This window comes from uncultured Merdimonas sp. (assembly GCF_963929015.1).
GTDB lineage: Bacteria > Bacillota > Clostridia > Lachnospirales > Lachnospiraceae > Merdimonas.
The window spans coordinates 84,938-105,413 of sequence record NZ_CAWVHE010000003.1 but is presented as its reverse complement, the minus strand read 5'-3'; the positions used below and the strand labels follow the sequence as shown (position 1 = coordinate 105,413).

The following is a 20,476-nucleotide window of genomic DNA, read 5'->3' as shown; positions in this document are numbered from 1 at the left end:
TAGAAAAAGGCACTCCAACTACCGGTTGGAACGCCTTTATTCTTTTTATCGCTTTGCCTGTTGCTTAGGCTTTTCCTACAGAACCAAACAGTTCCATTTTTTCCTTTACCTTGTCGATAATGGCCTCTGCGCCCGGCTTCAGAAGCTTACGCGGGTCATATCCTTTGCCTTCCAGATCCTTGCCCGCCTCGATGTACTTACGGGTAGCCTCTGCAAATACCAGCTGGCACTCTGTATTTACATTGATCTTTGCAACGCCAAGATCGATCGCTTTTTTGATCATATCATCCGGGATACCGGTACCGCCATGCAGAACCAGCGGAAGATCCCCTGTCAGCTGCTGGATCGCGTCCAGAGTCTCAAAGCTAAGACCTGCCCAGTTTGCAGGATATTTTCCGTGAATATTTCCGATACCTGCTGCCAGCATGTCTACGCCAAGGTCAGCGATCATCTTACATTCCTGCGGATCTGCACATTCGCCCTGTCCGATCACGCCGTCCTCTTCGCCGCCAATGGCTCCTACCTCTGCCTCCAGGGACATTCCCTTCTCCCGACAGATTGCGATCAGTTCTTTGGTCTTCTCAACATTTTCCTCGATCGGATACTTGGAGCCGTCAAACATAATGGAAGAAAATCCTGCCTCAATACATTTCATACATCCGTCATAAGTTCCGTGATCCAGATGAAGCGCTACCGGAACGGTGATCCCCATCTCTTCGATCATTGCAGACACCATAGACGCAACAGTCTTGAATCCTGTCATGTACTTTCCGGCTCCCTCGGATACACCTAAGATTACCGGAGATTTGCACTCCTCTGCCGCCTGAAGGATACACTTGGTCCACTCCAGGTTATTAATATTGAACTGTCCGACCGCATAGTGACCTGCGACTGCTTTTTCGAGCATGTCTTTTGCTGATACTAACATTTTCAATTTCCTCCAATTCCTAAAAATTTGCTTTAATCATTATATCTCATAAAGAGAAAAATGACAAGGAAATCAGTAATTTTCACTTTTTTTAGACTTTGAACATAGTTTGGTCACATTTTCTATCTATAATAAAGCACAGATAGTTGAAAATATTCGACTATCTCCCCCCTCATAAAGTTTGCATCCGGAGCTCCGTGCTCCGGATGCCACACTTTACACTCACACCATGATGAAACAAGGGACGCCATCCTTTTTAGGATGGCGTCCCTTATTTGACGACAGAAAATCATCCGGCCGGCTCGCCGGGAACCCACCTGTTTACATCCGCATCATCTGCGACATGATACAGACTCCCGCCGCGCCCTGCTCCATCACCCCGGCAATCCCAGGCGGCTCAAGCCGGATCCCGCCGATGCCATAGACTGGCACCTCCACGGAATCACAGATTTCCTTTAGAAACGGTAATCCTCTGGGCGCCAGTCCCTTTTTACAGTCCGTAGCAAAGATATGTCCCGCCGTCAGATAAGACGCGCCAAGCCCCACAGCTTTAGCCGCTTCTTCCAGAGAGTGTACAGACACGCCAATCTTCCTGTCCGCCACGAACCGGTCCCGGCCGCCTGCCAGAGCCTCCAGCTTCCACAGTGGCAGATGCAGCGCGTCCACTCCCAGCCTTTCCGCCGCTTCCGGGTAATAATGCGCTATCAACTCCACCCGGTACTTCTTGCAAAGTCTATGCACCTTCTCTGCCAGATCCAGATATTGAGATTCTTCCAGATCCTTTTCTCTTAGAAGAAATGCTTTGGGATGAAAGCTTAAGATCCTCTCCACCTGTTCCAGATAAGGAAGACGGCTTACATGACGGTTAGACACCGCTATTATCCTGGTAAAATCAATCTCTTCATACATGTTTATTTCCCACTCACACCAGTTAATGGAGAAGACGCACTTGCGCCACACTCGATAACCCGGCCCAGTCCTGCCCGGTAAGCGGCGCGACCTGCCTCAATGGCCTGTTTAAACGCGCCCGCCATTGCCGGAATGTCCCCGGCTGTGGCAATAGCAGTATTTGCCATCACAGCCGCAGCTCCCATCTCCATGGCTTCACAGGCCTGGGACGGCTTTCCGATCCCCGCGTCCACAATGACCGGCAGATCGATCTCATCGATCAGAATCTGAATAAAATCCCTGGTACAAATGCCCTTGTTTGAGCCGATCGGCGCTCCCAGAGGCATGATGCAGGCCGCCCCCGCATCCCGGAGAGCCTTAGCCGCATTCAGATCCGGATACATATAAGGCATTACGACAAATCCTTCTTTTGCCAGGATCTCCGTTGCCTTTACCGTCTCATAATTGTCCGGAAGCAGATACTTGGCATCCGGGATCACCTCCACTTTCACAAAATCGCTGCCGCAGATTTCCCGGGAAAGCCTGGCAGTCCGCACGGCCTCCTCTGCCGTTTTTGATCCGGACGTATTGGGAAGCAACGTGATTCCCTCTGGAATATAATCCAGAATATTATCTCCATACTGACTCGCCCTGCGAAGCGCCATAGTGATGATCTGCGCCCCTGCATTTTCCACAGCCGCTTTGATCAGCTCAAACGAGTATTTCCCGGATCCCAGTATAAAACGGGATGTAAATTCATGTCCTCCGATCATCAATGTGTCTTTTTCTCTGTCTGTCATTTCTGATTCCTCCTCATTTCTTCCTTTATATCTGTCTGACCACCGTCATTGTCACGCCTCCGGATTAAAAGCTCTGCGATCAGATTCGCCTCATGGCCGGCACAGATGGCCACACGGGGCGCCATCAGCCCCGGTTCTTCCTGTGAATCACTGACTTCATCTCCGCAAAGATAAAAGTGTTCCGTCACCTTCCGGGTACGGATCTCATTGCTTCTTCCATACCCGGCCATCCCGGACGCGCTGACAACCACCTTCTCCGGGAAAGTCTCCAGGACGCCGTTGACCAGAATGGCCTTACATTCCGGATCATCAAAGGCCTCACAGATGATCTCATCTTCCCGGAATAGTTCCCCTAGATTTTCTTCTGTCATCCGTACGCAATCTGTCCGGATCTCCAGGTAAGGGTTGATCTCCAGAAGTTCTTCTTTCAGCGCCTCCGTCTTGTACCTGCCGACATGGCACATCCTGTACTGCTGCCGGTTCAGATTGGTCACATCCACCCGATCAAAATCAATCAGATGCAAAGATCCGACTCCGATCCTGGCCAGAGAAAAGGCAACATTCGATCCCAGGCCTCCCAGCCCGGCCACCGCCACCTTCCCGGCCTTCAGCTTCTCCTGCACTGTCCGGCCATGCCTTAGGGTCAGCGCCTCTTCCACCGCTTCTCTGGAAAGCTGTCCTTTTCTTTCCTCTCCGGCTGTTCCTTGCATATGCAGACTCCCCATGCTAACCTCCTCCTACAAAACTGACCACTTCCAGCACGTCTCCGGCATGAAGGATGATCTGTTCATAATTTCTCTTCGGGATAATCGTTCCATTTAATTCCACCGCGATCCGCCCGGTCTGATACCCTTCCTGTACCAGATAAGTCAAAAGCGCGGTCGGTTTGTCCAGCTTTTTTTCTTCTCCGTTTACCCTGATCATCTGTTTCTCCTTTCCCGGAAACCTTTGCTTCACATGGTATTCGTCCCACAATTGCCACAAAAAAGGTTCACAAAGTAATACACCCGCGGTGGTGCACCCCTTCATGAACCTTTGTCCACTCTATGTTTCCGATATGAATCTTTGCTCATTATAGCACAGCTTCCGGAAATGTCAATATTTCCCTTGCACCGGTACGGCAGAGCTTCCGGCCCGATCCCGGTAAGCAGACGGCGTGCAGTGATACTTCTCACGAAAAGATCTGGCAAAATAACTCATATCCGAAAATCCGCACTGGTACGCAATCTCAGAAATCCTGACGGATGTGCCTGCCAAAAGTTTTGCCGCGGTCTGCAGACGACATTCCTTCAAACAGGCGACCGGCGTCGTATCCAGGACATTTCGGAAACAGCGCAGACATTCGCTCTCACTGACAGATGCGCTGGCTGCGATCTCCTTCACCGTCACCCGCTCTCCGTAATGCTGCCGGATAAAGGTCAGCATCTGCTTGATCCGTTCATTGTTTCTTCTGGCTCTTTCTTTCGCTCCGGCTCTGCAATCTTCTCCAGGTCTTCTGCCAAGGAGCAGCAACAGACGGGTCAGGTTTTCCCGCACCAGGATCTCATATCCTTCTTCTTCCTCTACACATCCCATCCATGCTTCTTCGATCAGATCTCCCGGCATTTTCCAGAGAGTCCTGCTAAATCCGCTCCCCTCCATTTCCGGATGTTCCAGAAAAGGCAGGACATATTTTTTCCAGTATACACTTTCTTCTTCTCCGATCAGCCTGGGATGAAACGCAAGGATCTGCACCTCACAGGAGCCCTCCGCACTCCTTTGTATCTCATGAAGGATTCCGCTGTTGACAAAAAAAGCATCCCCTTTCGTCAGAAGAAAGCTGTGATTCGGCGTGCGGAAACGGATCTCTCCTTTTGCCACAACGCCGCTTTCCATCTCCTCATGCCAATGCCAGGGAATCGTTCGTTTCTCCAGGTCATCAAAATAGCATCCTATGGGAAATTCTCCCATTTTATGCCCGAGATCTTCATATCCGGCCTCATCAACGATGGTATCTCCAAATTCAATCATGTTTCCCTCCATTTTGACGGAATATTCTTATTATCCGGCTAAATAATATTATTGATCTGCCGCAGTTGCTGATATAATCATACTAGATTTCTGAACGTCACACAAGATACAGGAGGAAACAGATGATTTCTTTGACCAGACGACACCTGATCGCCCTGACTCTGGGCGGATATTTCAGCTATCTGCTTTTTGGCATTTTTGACAGCATGCGGGGCGCTACTCTTTCCACACTGCTTGCCGATCTTCCTCTTAGTTATGCTCTGGGAGGTTTGATTGTTATGGGGCAATACGCCGGATATTTTACAGCCACTTTACTTGCAGGCGTCCTTGCCGACCGGACCAGTCCCAGATCCACTCTGATCCTTGCAGGCGTTTCCCTGACGGCCGGTGTCCTTGGATACACAGCTTCCACAGCGCTTCCTCTCCTCATTTTCTTCATGTTTTTCATCGGGATGGGCCTTGGCTCTCTGGAACTTGGCGGCTGCAATATCATCTCTGCCATCTATCCGGAAAAAAAGGGCCGCCACTTAAATATCCTGGCAGCTATCGCAGGCTGCGGCGCATTCCTGACTCCTGCAGCCGCAGGCCTCCTTCTGGACGCCGGACTATCCTGGCGGCTTGTTTACCGGCTGGGACTTGTATTTGCAGCGCCCTGCGCCCTGTACTTTATCTTCCTTCACTGCCCCCGCCTCAGCCAAAAGGCGCAGAAAATTATGCAGAAAAAGCAGCGCGCCTCGCAGTCCCTTGCCCTCTTTTCCATGAACCTATCAAACTTCGCTTATATGGCAGCCGAGATCGGCACTGCCACCTGGCTGGCGGACTTCTATTGTCATGTGAAGCATTTTTCTCTTCTGGAAGCTTCCGCCGGCCTTTCCCTCTTTTACATCGGGATCACACTGGGCCGGCTTGGCGGATCCCTTTTTGTTGACCGCATCGGACACATTCCAAGTATCCTTGCCGCATCGCTTCTTGCCGTTGGCTGTACCCTGGCCGGGGTATACGGACCGGACGCTTTGGCCATCCTGGTCTCTGTCAGCGGCCTTTGTTACTCTGTCATCTTTCCCACATCTTCGGCCGTTGTTTCCGGGCTGGCCCCGGGCCATCCCGGCCGGGCCCTCGGCGTCTTTCTGTCGTTTGGCGGCCTGGGCGGCATGTTCGGCCCCTGGCTTCTGGGAATCCTAAACGATCTGGCAGGCCCGAAAACCGGCATGGCATGCAGCTGCCTGTTCGGCGCCAGTATTTTACTTTTTACCTTTGCAGCCGGAAAACTGTCCGCGAAAAGATAAGGTTCCGGGAACGGAATCGTTCTTGTTTTTCTCTCTTTTGCGCGTTACAATATCTGTATCACACAAAAGAAGGAGAAGCCCTTTTGGCACTGCAAAAGCGGCGGCAGGAACTATGTCAGAATTTGAAAAACACCGTAAAAAAGCGGCCAGACGCCGCGCCCGTTATACACGATATCTGCCGGAGACATTTACTGTCCGGGGCAGGGAACGATTCTATCTGTTACTGTCTGAAAGCATTGTACTTTGTGTTCTTCTGATCATCCTTGCCTTTCTTGCCTTTTCTTCTTCCGGCAAAAAAGAGGAAGGACAAACGTTTACACCTTCCACTGTCACCTGGACGGCAGCCGGAGATATCGTGTTTCACGGCCCGATTCTGAATTCCGCCACCTATCATAACGCAGAGGATGGCAGTTACGATTATGCTCCCATCTTTGACTACTGCCGGGATCTTCTGAAGGCGTCTGACATTTCCACCGTAACACTGGAAACCTCTCTTGCCGGAGAAGAAGCCGGCTACAGCGGATATCCCATGTTCCGCGCTCCGGACGCTCTGGCAGACGCCTTGTCCGGATGCGGCTTTGACATGATCAATCTTGCCAGCAACCATGTATACGATGGAGGCGACGAAGGGCTTTTACGCACCATGGATGTTTTGAAAGAACGGGATCTTGACTATCTGGGGACCCGTTCCGATGAAAAACAAAAGACCTGTCGCATCATTGACGTAAACGGAATCAAGGTCGGCGTCCTAAGCTATGTATATGAAACCACAGAAAAAGGCGGCAAAACTTCCATCAACGCCATCCCTCTTTCCGAGGACATCGCACCGCTGATCAATTCCTTTGACTACAACGATCTGGATTCCTTCTATACAGAAGTAGAAAAATCTCTTGCATATATGAAAAAGAAAGGCGTCCAGTATACCATCGCCTATATGCACTGGGGCAATGAATACCAGACCACCCAGTCTGAACAGCAGGAAACGATCGCACAGGAGCTCTGCGACCTGGGGATCGACACTCTGATCGGCAGCCATCCTCATGTGATCCAGCCGGTAGACGTGCTGACTTCCACAGACGGCAAGCACCAGATGCTCTGCGCTTATGCCATCGGAAATTTCCTGTCCAACCAGCAGATCGAATATATGACAGAAGAACTGCCCACAGGCGAAACTGAGGACAGTTACCTCATAAGCCTCTCCCTTTCCAGCAACAAAAAGGGAAAGGTTACGCTGGAAGATGTGACCTTCACTCCCATGTGGACGCACCGCTACCCCGGCGAGAAGGGCGCCGCGTTCCTGGTCCTGCCGGTCGATGACACCGAAAACCTGGAAAACGCAACCGGCGTTACAGGCATCAAAGAAGAAGCAGACGAATCCGCAGCTAGAACCCAGGCTATCATCGGCGAAGGCGTGGAAAAAGTAAAGGAAGCCCTTCCATTAAAATCAGCGCTGTAAGCGATCCGGTCTGTTCGTAAGAGATGAAATGCAACCGGTTTTCAGCACAGCTTGTTCCCGTTCGCCACCAGCTTAAACCGGCATCCCAGCACTTCTGCGGCTCTGCGGCACATCAACATCCGTTCAAGAAAGATCTCAAAATAATCCATCACCGTACAGATGGAATCGTCCAGTTCCAGATTCATCTGAATCACTTTCTTTTCTTCTTTCAGTTCCAGAGCCGCTTTCAGCGCCGCATAATTGACCCGGTCATGGATGTCAAAGTTTGCCGGGTTGCGGTTCTGCACCCGGTTTCTTCTCACATCCGTCTTGTCCGCCAGGATCAGCGCCGCAGAGACGGCGTCTACTGATGTCCCGGTGGCTTCATCGTGATGCCCGATGGCTGTCACTACTGTAAGAACATCGTCGATGGACAGATCCTCTTCCCTCAAGATCTGATATGCCAGTATCGCCCCGCTGTGCGCATGGTTGTTCCGGTTGACGCAGTTGCCGATATCATGCATATATCCTGCAATCCTGGCAAGTTCTACCTCGTGTTCGTCAAACTCTAATTTTTCAAGAATCTCTCCGGCCCGCTGGGCGACTCTGGCCGCATGTTTTCTGGAATGCTCCGTATACCCCAGCTCATATAATACGTCATTGCCTTTTTCAATCAATGCGTTGATTTCTTCATTTTTCTTAACGTCTTTATAACTGATCACTTGTGTTCACTACTCCTGCTTTTTTAGAATAAAAAGCGGAAGGCGCCGCAAAATTTACTGGTTACCTTCCGCGGAATGTTTTCTATAATCTCTGAACTGCGTCCACGGCCAGTTCTGACCGCTCACACTCATCTGGCGTCAGAGTGATCTGCCAGCAGAGCGGACTTCCCTTCATATGTTCCGCCGCATAACTTAGTCCGTTTGTCCGTTCATCCAGGAACGGCCGGTCTATCTGGCCCGGATCTCCAAGGAGGATGATCTTCGTATCTTTTCCTGCCCGGGTAATAATTCCTTTTACCTGGGCAGGCGTCATGTTCTGCGCTTCATCTATGATCAGATAAGTCTTTACGATAGATCTTCCTCGGATAAAATTCATAGCTTCTGCCTGAATGATCCCCCGCTCAAAGATTTCTTCTATTTTCCCGGACAGTTCCGCCTCACTGCTGTACCTTTCCTTTTCATCGGAATCTACCAGTTGTTCCAGATTATCGATCACCGGGCGCAAAAGAGGGGAAATCTTCTCCTGCTCATTGCCCGGCAGAAAACCTATTTCCGAATCAAACTGCGCGTTTGGCCGGCAGATCAGAATCCTCCGGTACTCCCCGGTATAGTGATTCAGCATTTTCTCCAGTCCCACAGCCAGAGAATAAAAAGTCTTGCTGGTCCCGGCAATCCCCTTGATGATCACCAGCGGCGCCTTTTCCGCCGGCTGCATCAACGCTTCCTGGATAAAATACTGCCCGGCGTTCCTTGGCTTCACCCCGTAAGGCGTGCTTTTCCTGTAATCCAGCTTCCGGATCATCCCTTTCTCCACTCTTCCAAGCTGGGTCTTTTTATGAGACTGATCAGCCTTCAAAATTACAAACTCATTTTCAAACAGTTCCGGCGTCCATGCTTTCCCGTCTTCATCCATGCAATAAGCCAGTTCTGTGCCGATCCCTTTTTTCTTAAAGTCCTTAAATGCTTCTTCCGGCACATACACCTGAATCCTGCCCTGATACTGCGTCTCATGCTCTCCCACTTGTTCTGTGGTAAAATCTTCCGCCCGGATTCCCAGGATCTGCGCCTTGATGCGAAGCAGGATATCCTTTGTCACAAGAGTGACCTGCTCTTCTCTGGACTGTGACAGTCCTTTACAGACTTTTAAAATCCGGTTGTCCGATTTATAATCGGGAAGATCTGGCGGCAGTTCCACATCCAGGTAATTCTTCTCTACTTTCAGGATGCCCTCATTTTCCATCCTGATCCCGTCCAGCAGATTCCCTTTTGCACGCATCTGTTCCAGGAAACGGATCGCCCGGCGCACATTAACTCCCCTCTCTCCCTCGTCTTTCTTCAGATTATCTAACTCCTCCAGAACCACCAGCGGAAGTATCACTTCATTTTCCTCAAAACAGACCGGCGCATATGGTGCCTGGATCAGGACGTTGGTATCAAGCACATAGATTTTTCCCATTCAGATTTCCTTCCCGTAGTTATTTTTTTGAATCTTACTATTTTTACTATACGTTTTTATTGTTATATCTTCTATCCGCCTAATGTAAAACCAACGTAAAAGGAGGGCTCCTGCAAAATCATCAGGCGGATGATTTTGCGATGCCCTTTTTCTGTGTACTCCAATTATTTCTTTGACTATTTAGTGAAAAAGCTTATCCATCTCTGCAAAAAATTTTTGCAACATGTTGCATTTTTCTATTTCAAAATTATATTATATGCTTTGACAGCAATTATTATCCCGTATTGTAAACATCTAATTTATCAAAGTGAACTCACAGTCCTCTTGTATTTAAGCCGATTCTACTATGCGTTGAGTGACTAATTTGCTGTTTGGTGATACAATAACCTCAACCAGGAGAAGTGTTATTTCTTTTGTTGTGCTTTGCTTTTGTGATAGGCGGACCTGTCCCAACATAATTCATTATAAGAGAAATGTTATAGAAAAGAAACCGGACGCTTTTACTGTGTTAGATTGTAAAAAATACAGTCATCAGGCTGTGTACCTAATGACTGTATTTCCGTAATTGTCAATTTATATTTGATGAAGAAGAATCCAGTTCAGAAGTTCTTTTGTCTCGATTTCGCCTGCCGCAACCTGGAGAATGATATCAGAAAGTTCTTCCTGTGAATGCTGCAACTCCACACCGTTAAGTGCAAGGAACACCAGCATAGCGTGTGCGCCAATCCGCTTATTTCCGTCTACAAACGGATGATTTTTAACAAGTCCAAAACATAGTCTTGCTGCTTTCTGTTGTAGAGACGGATATACATCCTCCCCGCCAAACGTCTGAAACGGAGAATTTAATGCGGACTCCAACAGCCCCTCATCTCGAAGGCCTGATGCTCCGCCCGTCTCTTTTATGAGTTGTTTATGAATCATAATAACCTGTGCTTTGGATAATCGGATCATTTAGCAAGCACCTCATAAGCCTGACGGTTCTTTTCAATCAAACGTCTGGAGATATCCATGACATCCTCATCCGATGCCATCTGCTCTTCCTCTGCTAATGAAAATTCCACTATCATATAACGCGGCACATTATTCTTTAATATCACAACCGAACCCTTTTCATCTACAAGCCGGGCCACTTTGGAGAAATTCTGGTTTGCTTCTGTAATAGAAATCAAATTATTTGTATCAACGATCATATCAATCCCTCTTTTCATAATATTCTAATTGCATTATATGCAAAAAATAGGATAAATACAACCTATTTTTTAAATTTTCCAATATCTTTCAACATGGCATTTGACTAATCATCCTAATCGTCCAAATAGAAGTCGTCTAAAACATATGTAGTGACAGGCGTAATGAAAAGTTCATACTTAATCACTAATCTGATCAGATCGTTTCCGTCAATCAACGTGATCGGCGTGCCTTCTCTAGCGGCCTCCCGCGCTTTATTGGTAAATCTGCTGTTTGTAATAAAAACGCCGTAGTCTGCCTGAAACTTGTTCATTGCCCCAAGGAATTGATTGATCTCCGGTTCACTTACTGGATTTGTATTATATCTCTTGCATTGGATCACTACCCTGGTGGTTCTGAAATCCTCTTCATCCACATGATATCCATATCCGTCAATACCGCCGTCATTAGAGATCTGAATACCTTTGTTGGTAAACTGGACTCCCATTTTGGTGAGCAGTGCTCTGGAAAACTGCTCGAACTTTGCCGGTGACATACTAGCAATCGCACTTTGCAGTCTCACTTTGAAGTCATCTACAATTCCATCTTCTGTCGAAACTTCCTCTTCGTCTTCCGCCGCCGGATTTTCATGTGCGGGATTTTTACTTTTGTTTTTAACAGCCTGTTCTGTCCAATACTCTTTGGCTTTATCATGCACTTCAACTGCCGCATCGAAAGAATCGAGAATAATACCTGCCCCTTTTTGTGTAAGAGTAATCTTCGGATTATACTTTACATAAGAGATAATCCCAAGATAACTCAATTCTTTGATTGCAAAATTGAATTTAAAATCAAATTTTTTATACTGATTTCCGGTTTTCCCAGACGTATACAGTTTCTGTTCAAACTCTGCAATCCTCTCGTCTTTTTCCCCAATCCTGTCTCTGATTTCTGATCGATCCAGCTGACCGCCTGCTTCCTGAAGCACTTCAATAATAGGTTTGATTAAATAAGATATCTGTTCATCGGAATTTAACGTATCAAAATACATTTTTCGCCACCTCTTTTTGCTATTAAAGTATTTTACTTTATAAGCGTCTGATAAAATATCATTAGCTCTGCAACACAATCCTCGATTTTATACGATTAGTATACTGTTTGACTGTCCATAATCAAACAATACTATAAACATACATAAATTTTAACATGGAACAAATAATTTTCAAAGAGCAAGATCCACCCCGTAATACCAAAACAGAAAATCTGTTATTTGCATTTCACATGGCAGCACTCTTGCTGAGAACTCTGCTTCCCATACCTGCATATATCCGGCTTGTGATTAAAATCCACGCAATGATCCAAACGACTGATCAGATCATCCAACTGGACCCTGAGTCCATTGAGACAATATTTCTATCGCCTGTCTCACTTGAACTTCAAAAAAGCCCATCGCGATGGTACAAAATGAAGGCTGTGAGAGATATTTTTATTCTACTCCTGTTTCATATTTCTTGATCTTCCTCATCAATCCTCTGTACATGGAATCCCTTAGCAGATATATCATGTTTTCCTGTTGTTCTTTTGTCCATTTCATTTCTCTAATATTGCAGTCTTTTTAGCGACTATAGTCAATAAAACAACCACATACTATCCTTTAACCATAGGAGGTATGCCATGATTGATTACAGTCCTTTCTGGGAAACATTAAAGAAATCAAACGAGTCAACATATACATTGATCAACAAGCACCATATCTCCAGTTCTACGATTGATAAGCTGCGGAAGAACAAACCGTTGAATACTACAACGCTGAATGATCTCTGCCGTATTCTGGATTGTGATATTCAGGAGATTTGCAGATATATTCCAAGTGATACAGACCAGTCATTATAAAATTCATTTTACCGGCGAAAAAGCCCTGGCAGTTTTTCTGTTAACTGTCAAGGCTTTCTATTTCATCAATCTCTTTCCACGCTTCCTCTATCGTCTGCACTCTGCCAGTCTCCATATCATGAATGGCATCATCCAGTTTCGTAAGAAGAATATCCATTGCATTATCCAATGTATCATTTCCTCCTTAAGTATTTTGATTCCTCAATATCCAAACGTATGTTTGATACACCATTTGATACACTTTTGTTTTCCAGACACGAAAAAAGCCCGTAAAAACGGGCTTTCTCAGTGACTCCGAGGGGAATCGAACCCCTGATTCCAGCGTGAGAGGCTAGCGTCTTGACCTCTTGACCACGGAGCCATGTCATATCGTACTTGCCTAGTATAGCAGACAAATGCTAATTAGGCAAGTACTTTTTTCAAATTTTTTTATTTTTTCAGGATTCCGATTTTCGCTCCTTCTACAAGTCTTCTTCTACCCTGCTTTCTTCCGGCTGATAATCATCCGGATTCGCCATCAGCTCCCGGATATGCTCTTCGGGCACCATGATCTGCAGTTGCTTATTCAGGTTTTCGATCACGACTTTGTCATGGCTTCCTCCATACTCTCCGTCCAGCGTCCAGGAAATCTCTTCCAGGGACTCAAACTCGATCCTGCCGGTCTTGAAGGTATACATATGCTTCGTATCTACCTGTTCGATCAGAAGGGCCGCAATGATCTCCTGCAGGGCGATGGGGTTTTTCGGTGTCTTGATGAGCGTCACTTCAAAGAGGCCGTCGTCAAAGACCACCTGCTTTCCTACCATGTTCCGGAAACCGCCTACTGAACGGGAATTCGTCACCATGCCATAGATAAATTCATCTTCGATCACTTCTCCGTCATGGGTGACTTTGATCCGGTAGGAAGGCACGTTAAAGAGCCGCTTTGTCCCCTCCAGCACATAGGCCAGGTGGCCCAGCACATTTTTCATTCCCTGCTTTGTCTCATAAGAAACGTCGGTAAAGAGGCCAAAAGCCGCAATGTATACAAAGGTCCCGTCATTGAATCTTCCCACGTCGCAGGGAAATACTGCGCCGTTTACCGCATTGTCGGCTGCGCCCAGAAGATCCTTTGGAATATGAAGGCTGTTGGCAAAATCATTGGTGGTGCCGGTGGGAATATAACCGATGGGATTTCTTCTGCTTCGCTTCATCATACCGGTCACTACTTCGTCAATGGTCCCGTCTCCCCCGCTGCAGACCACCAGGTCAAAGTCTTCGGAAGGATATTTTCGGATCTTCTTGTAAGCATCATGATAGGACTGTGTCGGATAGATCACCACTTCATATCCGGATTTTACAAAAATGTCTACAATGTCTGAAAGTTTTGGCTTCAGAAGCTCTTTTCCTGCCCGCGGATTATATACAAACAATAATCGTTTCATTCTTGCCATTCCTTTTCCCTCCACTTCTTTCTTCCTGCAGGATCCTGTTACGCAAAGAGGGCATCTTACATGCCCTCTTATCTCAAATATTATGTTATTATGTATAAGTTCTCATCAGGCATGAGCTGCCAGAAAATTTTCAACGCCGGATGCCGCAGCCTCTTCATCGTTTCCATCACTTACCACTGTAATGTTCAGTCCTTTTTCCAGCTGCAGGCTCATCATGCCCATGATACTTTTGGCATTGATCTTTTTATTGTCGACCTCGATGTAAACCTGACTTTCATACTGGCTGGCTTCCTGGACTAACAGAGCAATCGGGTGCTCTTCTTTCGCCATATCCTTCTGAATAATCACTGGTCTTCTAATCATAACTACTTGCTCCTCCTTACTGTTCCCTTAACTTCTCTGCCATCTCACTTAATTTCCTAAGTCTGTGATTGATCCCCGACTTTCCCACCGGGTGCTCAAGTAGAGCTCCCAGCTCTTTTAAAGGAGCGTCCGGGTACCGAAGCCTGGCAAGAGCAGCTTCCCGCAGGCCTTCCGGCAGTTTTTCAAAACCGATGGTATCTCTGATATACAGGATATCCTCCTTCTGCTTCACTGCAGCCGACACGGTTTTGTTGATGTTGGCAGTCTCGCAGTTGACCTTGCGGTTGACAGAATTACGCATTTCTTTTACGATCCGTATATTCTCCAGCTCCATCAGGGCCACATGAGCCTCCATTATATTCAGGATATCCACGATCTGAGAACCTTCTTTCAGATAGACCACATAGGACTTTTTCCGCTTCACGATCTTCGCGTCCAGATCAAAACTATTGATCATATCCCGCAGATGCTCTGCCTGCCTGTTTTCTTCGCAGACGATTTCAAAATGATATGCCTTACTGGGATCACTCATAGACCCGGATGCCAGAAACGCTCCCCGAATATATGCGCGTTTACAGCACACAGCCTGTACGATTGCCTGTCTGATCGCCAGAAGCTCGCCGCCCTTGGCATAGATGTGATAACTACTGCTGCCTTTTACCGTATTTCTCCTGACGATAATATCCGTTCTTATATTAAATGTTTTTTGTAATAATGTAAAGACTTTTCTTGCCACTGCCAGATTTTCTGTATGGATCATCAGACCGCAGCTTTCATCCGTCCCCACGCGAAACTCCCCGCTCATCTCCGTCAGCGCAGAGAGTTCTGCAAGGTTACAGTGCCTGGCCCTGGCAATATGTCCGGCCAGTTCCTCTTTGATTTTCCCTGAAAATGACATGCCTCATCCCTACTTTGCCTTCGTGATCGCATCCTTGCCGATATCCCGGTGTTCCAGGCGGATACCGTAAGATTCATTGTGTGACAGGGCCTGATATAATTCCGCGGCAAGTGTCACAGACCGGTGCTTCCCTCCGGTACATCCCACCGCGATCACCAGTTGTGTCTTTCCCTCCTGCACATAATTCGGGATCAGGAATTCCACCAGGTCTGTCAGTTTTTCCAGAAAAGCAACTGCTGCCGGACTATCCATTACATAGGCATGAACCCCCGGATCATTCCCGGTCTTTGGTCTTAATTCTTCTATATAATAAGGATTCGGAAGGAACCGCACGTCAAATACCAGATCTGCATCCTGCGGGATTCCATATTTGAATCCAAAGGACATCACAGAAATGTACAGATTTTTATACTCCTTATTCTGAACAAAGATCTTGTTCAGCTCTGCTTTCAGTTCTCTGGTCAGCATATGGCTGGTATCAATGATATAATCCGCCCGATCTTTTAAGAACTTCAGCTTCTGACGTTCTTCCCGGATCCCGTCCTCAATCCGCCCCTGGCTTCCTGTCAGCGGATGGAATCTTCTGGTTTCCTTGTATCTCTTGATCAGCACATCATCATCCGATTCCAGATACAGGATCTCATAGAGAACCTTTGCGCCGTCCAGTTCATCCAGCACCTTGTGAAGCTCCCGAAAGCTCTGGCCGCTCCGGATGTCTACGCCAAGCGCAGCCTTGCTGATCTCTGTGCCGGATCCCTTCCACAGATCCGCAATCCTCGGGATCAGCGGCACCGGCAGATTGTCCACACAGAAATATCCCACGTCCTCCAGCATCTTAAGAGCGGTACTCTTCCCTGCCCCTGACATTCCTGTTATGATTACAAGCCTCATATCAGAACACTCCCAGTCTCTTTACTTCCGGTTCCAGCGTTACTCCAAATTGTTCTTTGACCTTCGCAGACACCTGGCGCATCAACGCATCAATGTCCGCAGCCGTTGCATGTTCTTTGTTGATCACAAATCCGCAGTGCTTTTCGGATACCTGCGCGCCTCCCACCTGATATCCGGCCAGTCCGCAGTCCTGGATCAGCTTCCCGGCGAAATATCCTTCCGGCCGCTTAAAGGTACTGCCTGCGCTTGGGTACTCCAGTGGCTGTTTGGTAGTCCGCCTGATCCGAAGGTCGTCCATCCGCGCTTTGATCTCTTCCTGCTTTCCAGGCGAAAGTCCGATCTCAGCCTCCAGAGTAATATATCCCTTTTTAGAAATAACACTGGTCCGGTATCCCAGCTCCATCTCCTCTTTTTCAATTGACAGAAGTTCTCCTTCCGGCGTCAGAACCATCACCCGCAAAAGCACGTCCTTCATCTCTCCTCCGTAAGCTCCTGCATTCATCACCGTGGCGCCTCCAATGGTACCCGGAATCCCGGCCGCAAATTCAAACCCTGTCAAATGGTTTTCATACGCTCTTGCCGCTATCGCAGACAACAGCGCGCCTGCCTGCGCCCGGATCACCGTTCCCTCCACCTGGATGCGGCTCATGTTCCGGTACAGCTGCAGGATCACTCCCCGGTATCCCTGATCTGACACCAGAAGATTGCTGCCATTTCCGATCACATAAAAGGGCATTCCCTCTTCTTTACACAAAGAAACCACCTTCTGTACCTCCTGCGGCGTCTGAGGCATCAGGAAATAATCCGCAGGCCCGCCTACCCGAAACGTAGTGTGCATCTGCATCGGCTCTTCTGTCTTGATTCTTTCTTCCGGCAGGATCTCTGCCAGTTTTTCATAAAACTTCTGATTCATAAAACACCCCGGTCTTCTTCATTTCAACGTCCATCATACACTAAAAACCCGCCAAATTCAATGTTTACTTCAAAACAAAGAGGCGGCTGTCCGCGGGTTTCTTCTGAAAACCGGGGCAGACCGCCTGATACGACACTTTGCTCTACATACTGGTAGACTCCATATCCAGACGGGTGATAATATCCTCCTGGATCGCCGGAGACAGATCCAGGAAATTGACAAATGTCCCGTGGATCCGCATGATATAGACCCCGCTGGGCGCATATTTCTTTGGTTCTTTCAATACCTTCCGGAGCATATCCGGCGTGGTGACATTGACATACAGATAAAAGGGCTGGATGCCCGGATTGCAGGGATTATAGAACAATGGATTGATGATCTTATCCCTGAATTCCACGCCCTTTCCTTCCAGGGTATCTACCCGGAAATATCCCGGATTGATGCCAAAATGAGAAGCATATCCGCCGTTCATCTTCTCATAAGGAAGCTTCATGCCGGAAAGCACCCGGAATCCCAGTCCGGAATGTGCTTCACCGTACAGCGGGTCCACGCCGTAACCCAGCATATCTCTGGACTTGCGTCCGTCTGGCGTCGCCCCCACCCAGTAGCCGTACAGAAGGTGGGTGGACGGTGTAGAAAAATCAGGCCGGAAGGGATTGCCCAGATAATTTTTCTTGGAAGCCACGATGTCTGCCACTCGATTGGCGATCTCCTGCGCCTCCAGATCCACCTGTGCCTCATTATTTCCAAATTTTTTGCAGTTCATCAGATACTCATGCATCTGCGGGTCCTTCTCAAAATTGGTCCGGAGCGCTTCCGCCAGCCGGTCTGCGTCCTGGGGACGTTCTTTTAGCAGTGTGTCAATGGCGATAAAGGAATCTGCCACCACGGACAGGCCGTGGATCAGGCAGCCGCTGCCGTTATAGCGGGTTCCCTGCTTTCTGGTGTCCCTGACGTCGATGCCGGAGTCTGCGCCGCCCATCATCGTAGACAAGAAGGGTACCTGCAGGATTCCGATGGCTTCCGAAGCCGCATTGGCGGACCGTACCATCCGGTCTGCATATTCATCCACATTCTGATAGAAGATCTGCCGGATGTTCTGCAACACTTCCAGTTTACTGTGGCAGCCGTTCTCTTCATCCGTCTTTCCCAGCTTCTTTCCGGTAACAGTGGACACGCCTCCGCTGATGCACAGTTCCAGGATCTTGCCCAGGTTCAGCCAGCTGTTGGTGGTATTGCCGTTATCCTTTCCCATGATCAGCGGCTCCTGGCAGCCTGCCACTGAATAATCCGCAAGATCCCCGGTCTCCACGCCGTGTGCCTCAAGGATCGGGAAGAGGCTGTCGTCATTAAAGAAGGACGGGGTCAGGCATCCCGGAGTAAAGAAGAACCTTCCCAGACTCTCATACAGTTCTTTGGGCGTATTCTTATGCAGCTTGACCGACAAAATAGGCTGGGGCAGGTTCATGTCATAATAGGCATCCAGAAGCGCATAAGAGGTAAGATTGGTCAGATCCTCTCCCTCCACATTCCTGCCGCCGATCAGCAGGTTCTGGGAAATGGCCCAGCTTCTGTCCGCCACGTTGAAAAAGACCAGCAGGTGCTTAAAGAGGGCTGCCGCCACTTCCCGGCTCATATTGGTCTTTGCCCGGTAGGGCTCAAAGATCCTGTCCGCATTTCCCACGGAAAAGGCAAAGGGATTGGGCGTCTGTTCCAGACACATGGTCTGCCAGATCAGGATAAACGACTGGATCGCCTCAAAAAGATTCGACGCTCCGTGCGCCGGCACTTTCTCCAGCGTCTCTTTCATCAGGCGGTACCGCTCTTTTGCCTCTCCTTCGCTGTTTTTCTCCTTGTCCTCTGCCAGAGCGCGGTAACGGTCCGCCAGAATGTCCAGGGCGTCCAGGGCGATCTTCATCGCCTCAAAGTAATCCTTTCTGTCGTCTTCGCAGGCCGCCTGGTTTTTCTCAATCTCTGCCCGCACGCCCGCCGTGCCTTCCGCAAGCAGCGGCCGCACGTCCGGGATCAGATGCCCGGTTACCTGCTCGATGAAATAAATCGCCTCACTGGTATCCTCTCCCGCCAGGTCGTAGGCATGGCGGAGCGCATCGGCAAACCTGGTATGATTATTATATTCCCGCAGATCCTCGATCCGTTCTTTCGTAAGATCGCCGATCGGATCAATGTCCCCAAATACTGCTACCGGATCACAGTAGCCGGAAAAAGAATCCACTGTAAATGCCGGATTGATCAGCGCATAGGATCTGGCAAAGGAATCGTCCTGTGTTCCCGCAAACACATGATAATCCCCGATGGAAAGCGGGATGTGCTTCACCACTTCCACCTGCGTCTTAGCGATCCGGATGCAGTCCGGATCTTTTTCAAATCTCTGGTCGCACTCTCTCTGGATCTCTTTTGCCAGGAACCATCCCTCCAGATGGTTTAAGCTTCTCTCTTCCTGAAACCGTTCCTTTGCAAGTTCCGTAATCTTATCTGCATTCCATACTGCTTTGATCTCCATTTTTCTGCAGCTCCTTTCTTTCTCCTCTGATTCTGGTCAGCCTTTGTATCAGCTCTTTTTATAAGTAAGTCCTCTTCCGCGGATCTTTTCCTGAAAATCCTTCATCTGCTCCACGGTTACATGTGCCTTTTCATCCATGGCATAGGTCCATCCGCACTCTTCCCATTTCTTCCTGCCGTATTCGTGATACTTCAATAACTCAAAGGTCACATTGGGGCCGGAAAGTTCCTCATAAAGATCCAGGAAATGTGCCACATCCTCTTCACTGTCATTGACGCCGCCGATAAGAGGCGTCCGGATATCCACCCTGGGATGCTTTGCAGCCGCTTCTTTTAGATTCGCATATACCACAGAAAACGGGACGCCGGTGTATTTCCGGTGCTGTTCTGCGTCCCAGTGCTTACAGTCCATGATCAGCTGATCGATGCAGGGGAAGAGTTCCGGCAGTCTCCTGTGGGTGCCGTTGGTCTCTACAGCCGTGTGGATCCCGGCTTTCTGAAGCTCTGTCAGCACTTCTTTGAGGGCCTCAAACTGGCAGGTGGCTTCCCCGCCGCTAAAGGTTACGCCGCCCCCGTCAAAAAACATGGGGACACAGCTTACCGCCTCCCTTAAAATCTCTTCTGTCTCGTATACTTTACAGGAAAGCCTGGGAGACTTCCCCGCTTCCCGGATCATGGCCCCCTCCATCGGCATCCCCTCCGGATTGGCGCACCAGGGACAGGTCATATTGCAGCCCTGGAGATGATAGACCAGCCGGTTTCCCTGGCCGTCCTGGGAATAATTAAATCCTTTTTGAAATAGTTTTAAAGTCATGATATCCCCCATTTTCTATCTTTAATGGTATTATACCATATGACCATTCAATGTCAATA

General features: G+C 48.5%; 22 protein-coding genes and 1 tRNA gene. 3 read left to right on the top strand and 20 right to left on the bottom strand.

The features are described 5' to 3' along the window. Positions 1–64: 64 nt before the first annotated feature. The 6 genes from fba to ABGT54_RS01265 form a co-directional block, all read right to left on the bottom strand. Positions 65–928: a class II fructose-1,6-bisphosphate aldolase gene (gene fba / locus ABGT54_RS01290; RefSeq protein ID WP_346662488.1), complete on the bottom strand. Its 864-nt coding sequence runs from the start codon at positions 926–928 to the stop codon at positions 65–67. 321 nt (positions 929–1,249) lie between these two features. Then, a complete protein-coding gene (locus ABGT54_RS01285; protein ID WP_346662487.1) occupies positions 1,250–1,837 on the bottom strand; it encodes a thiamine phosphate synthase in 588 nt (195 codons plus the stop codon). Positions 1,838–1,839: 2 nt separating this feature from the next. After that, entirely contained in the window at positions 1,840–2,616 is a 777-nt protein-coding gene (locus ABGT54_RS01280) for a thiazole synthase (protein WP_346662486.1), read from the bottom strand. Further along, entirely contained in the window at positions 2,613–3,341 is a 729-nt protein-coding gene (thiF, locus tag ABGT54_RS01275; RefSeq protein WP_346662485.1) for a sulfur carrier protein ThiS adenylyltransferase ThiF, read from the bottom strand. Before thiF ends, ABGT54_RS01280 begins: the two co-directional genes overlap by 4 nt. 1 nt (position 3,342) lies before the next feature. Continuing rightward, complete coding sequence (gene thiS, locus ABGT54_RS01270; protein WP_346662484.1) at positions 3,343–3,540, bottom strand: sulfur carrier protein ThiS; 198 nt, start codon at positions 3,538–3,540, stop codon at positions 3,343–3,345. A 171-nt stretch (positions 3,541–3,711) separates the two neighbouring features. Next, complete coding sequence (locus ABGT54_RS01265) at positions 3,712–4,626, bottom strand: AraC family transcriptional regulator (RefSeq protein ID WP_346662483.1); 915 nt, start codon at positions 4,624–4,626, stop codon at positions 3,712–3,714. 122 nt (positions 4,627–4,748) lie between these two features. Between ABGT54_RS01265 and ABGT54_RS01260 the strand changes: the two genes are divergently transcribed. Together ABGT54_RS01260 and ABGT54_RS01255 are read left to right on the top strand one after the other, a co-directional pair. After that, a complete protein-coding gene (locus ABGT54_RS01260; protein WP_346662482.1) occupies positions 4,749–5,912 on the top strand; it encodes an MFS transporter in 1,164 nt (387 codons plus the stop codon). 112 nt (positions 5,913–6,024) lie between these two features. Beyond that, positions 6,025–7,368 (top strand): CapA family protein, encoded by a 1,344-nt coding sequence (locus ABGT54_RS01255; RefSeq protein ID WP_346662481.1) that lies wholly within the window; start codon positions 6,025–6,027, stop codon positions 7,366–7,368. A 41-nt stretch (positions 7,369–7,409) separates the two neighbouring features. Here the strand turns inward: ABGT54_RS01255 and ABGT54_RS01250 are convergent, their stop codons facing one another. The 5 genes from ABGT54_RS01250 to ABGT54_RS01230 form a co-directional block, all read right to left on the bottom strand. Further along, positions 7,410–8,069: an HD domain-containing protein gene (locus ABGT54_RS01250; RefSeq protein WP_346662480.1), complete on the bottom strand. Its 660-nt coding sequence runs from the start codon at positions 8,067–8,069 to the stop codon at positions 7,410–7,412. 82 nt (positions 8,070–8,151) lie between these two features. Next, positions 8,152–9,525, bottom strand: coding sequence for a PhoH family protein (locus tag ABGT54_RS01245; RefSeq protein WP_346662479.1), 1,374 nt, complete (start codon positions 9,523–9,525; stop codon positions 8,152–8,154). Positions 9,526–10,098: 573 nt separating this feature from the next. Then, on the bottom strand, positions 10,099–10,476 hold the full coding sequence (locus ABGT54_RS01240) for a type II toxin-antitoxin system death-on-curing family toxin (RefSeq protein WP_346662478.1): 378 nt from the start codon (positions 10,474–10,476) through the stop codon (positions 10,099–10,101). After that, on the bottom strand, positions 10,473–10,715 hold the full coding sequence (locus ABGT54_RS01235; RefSeq protein WP_204905148.1) for a type II toxin-antitoxin system Phd/YefM family antitoxin: 243 nt from the start codon (positions 10,713–10,715) through the stop codon (positions 10,473–10,475). The genes ABGT54_RS01240 and ABGT54_RS01235 overlap by 4 nt, the downstream gene beginning before the upstream one ends. A gap of 113 nt (positions 10,716–10,828) precedes the next feature. Further along, positions 10,829–11,743: a restriction endonuclease gene (locus ABGT54_RS01230; protein WP_346662477.1), complete on the bottom strand. Its 915-nt coding sequence runs from the start codon at positions 11,741–11,743 to the stop codon at positions 10,829–10,831. A 623-nt stretch (positions 11,744–12,366) separates the two neighbouring features. Between ABGT54_RS01230 and ABGT54_RS01225 the strand changes: the two genes are divergently transcribed. Beyond that, on the top strand, positions 12,367–12,585 hold the full coding sequence (locus ABGT54_RS01225; RefSeq protein ID WP_076780376.1) for a helix-turn-helix transcriptional regulator: 219 nt from the start codon (positions 12,367–12,369) through the stop codon (positions 12,583–12,585). 40 nt (positions 12,586–12,625) lie between these two features. On the opposite strand, the gene ABGT54_RS01220 is transcribed toward ABGT54_RS01225, so the two are convergent. The 9 genes from ABGT54_RS01220 to ABGT54_RS01180 all read right to left on the bottom strand — a co-directional run bounded on the left by ABGT54_RS01220 (position 12,626) and on the right by ABGT54_RS01180 (position 20,417). Next, on the bottom strand, positions 12,626–12,754 hold the full coding sequence (locus tag ABGT54_RS01220; protein WP_346662476.1) for a hypothetical protein: 129 nt from the start codon (positions 12,752–12,754) through the stop codon (positions 12,626–12,628). Positions 12,755–12,874: 120 nt separating this feature from the next. Beyond that, positions 12,875–12,946: transfer RNA gene (locus ABGT54_RS01215), tRNA-Glu, on the bottom strand. A 100-nt stretch (positions 12,947–13,046) separates the two neighbouring features. Next, entirely contained in the window at positions 13,047–14,009 is a 963-nt protein-coding gene (locus ABGT54_RS01210) for a YegS/Rv2252/BmrU family lipid kinase (RefSeq protein WP_346662907.1), read from the bottom strand. 114 nt (positions 14,010–14,123) lie between these two features. Beyond that, the gene (locus ABGT54_RS01205) at positions 14,124–14,381 is read right to left on the bottom strand and encodes an HPr family phosphocarrier protein (protein WP_346662475.1); all 258 of its coding nucleotides are present in this window, start codon (positions 14,379–14,381) and stop codon (positions 14,124–14,126) included. 16 nt (positions 14,382–14,397) lie between these two features. Continuing rightward, positions 14,398–15,279 carry a DNA-binding protein WhiA gene (gene whiA / locus ABGT54_RS01200; RefSeq protein WP_346662474.1) on the bottom strand — a complete coding sequence of 294 codons (882 nt, stop codon included), beginning with the start codon at positions 15,277–15,279 and terminating at the stop codon, positions 14,398–14,400. Between the two features lie 9 nt (positions 15,280–15,288). Continuing rightward, the gene (gene rapZ / locus ABGT54_RS01195) at positions 15,289–16,170 is read right to left on the bottom strand and encodes an RNase adapter RapZ (protein ID WP_346662473.1); all 882 of its coding nucleotides are present in this window, start codon (positions 16,168–16,170) and stop codon (positions 15,289–15,291) included. Between the two features lies 1 nt (position 16,171). Continuing rightward, on the bottom strand, positions 16,172–17,083 hold the full coding sequence (gene murB, locus ABGT54_RS01190) for a UDP-N-acetylmuramate dehydrogenase (RefSeq protein ID WP_346662472.1): 912 nt from the start codon (positions 17,081–17,083) through the stop codon (positions 16,172–16,174). Positions 17,084–17,225: 142 nt separating this feature from the next. Beyond that, complete coding sequence (locus ABGT54_RS01185; RefSeq protein ID WP_346662471.1) at positions 17,226–19,604, bottom strand: pyruvate formate lyase family protein; 2,379 nt, start codon at positions 19,602–19,604, stop codon at positions 17,226–17,228. Between the two features lie 48 nt (positions 19,605–19,652). Continuing rightward, positions 19,653–20,417, bottom strand: a complete 765-nt coding sequence (locus ABGT54_RS01180) for a radical SAM protein (RefSeq protein WP_204909465.1) — start codon at positions 20,415–20,417, stop codon at positions 19,653–19,655. Positions 20,418–20,476: the final 59 nt, after the last annotated feature.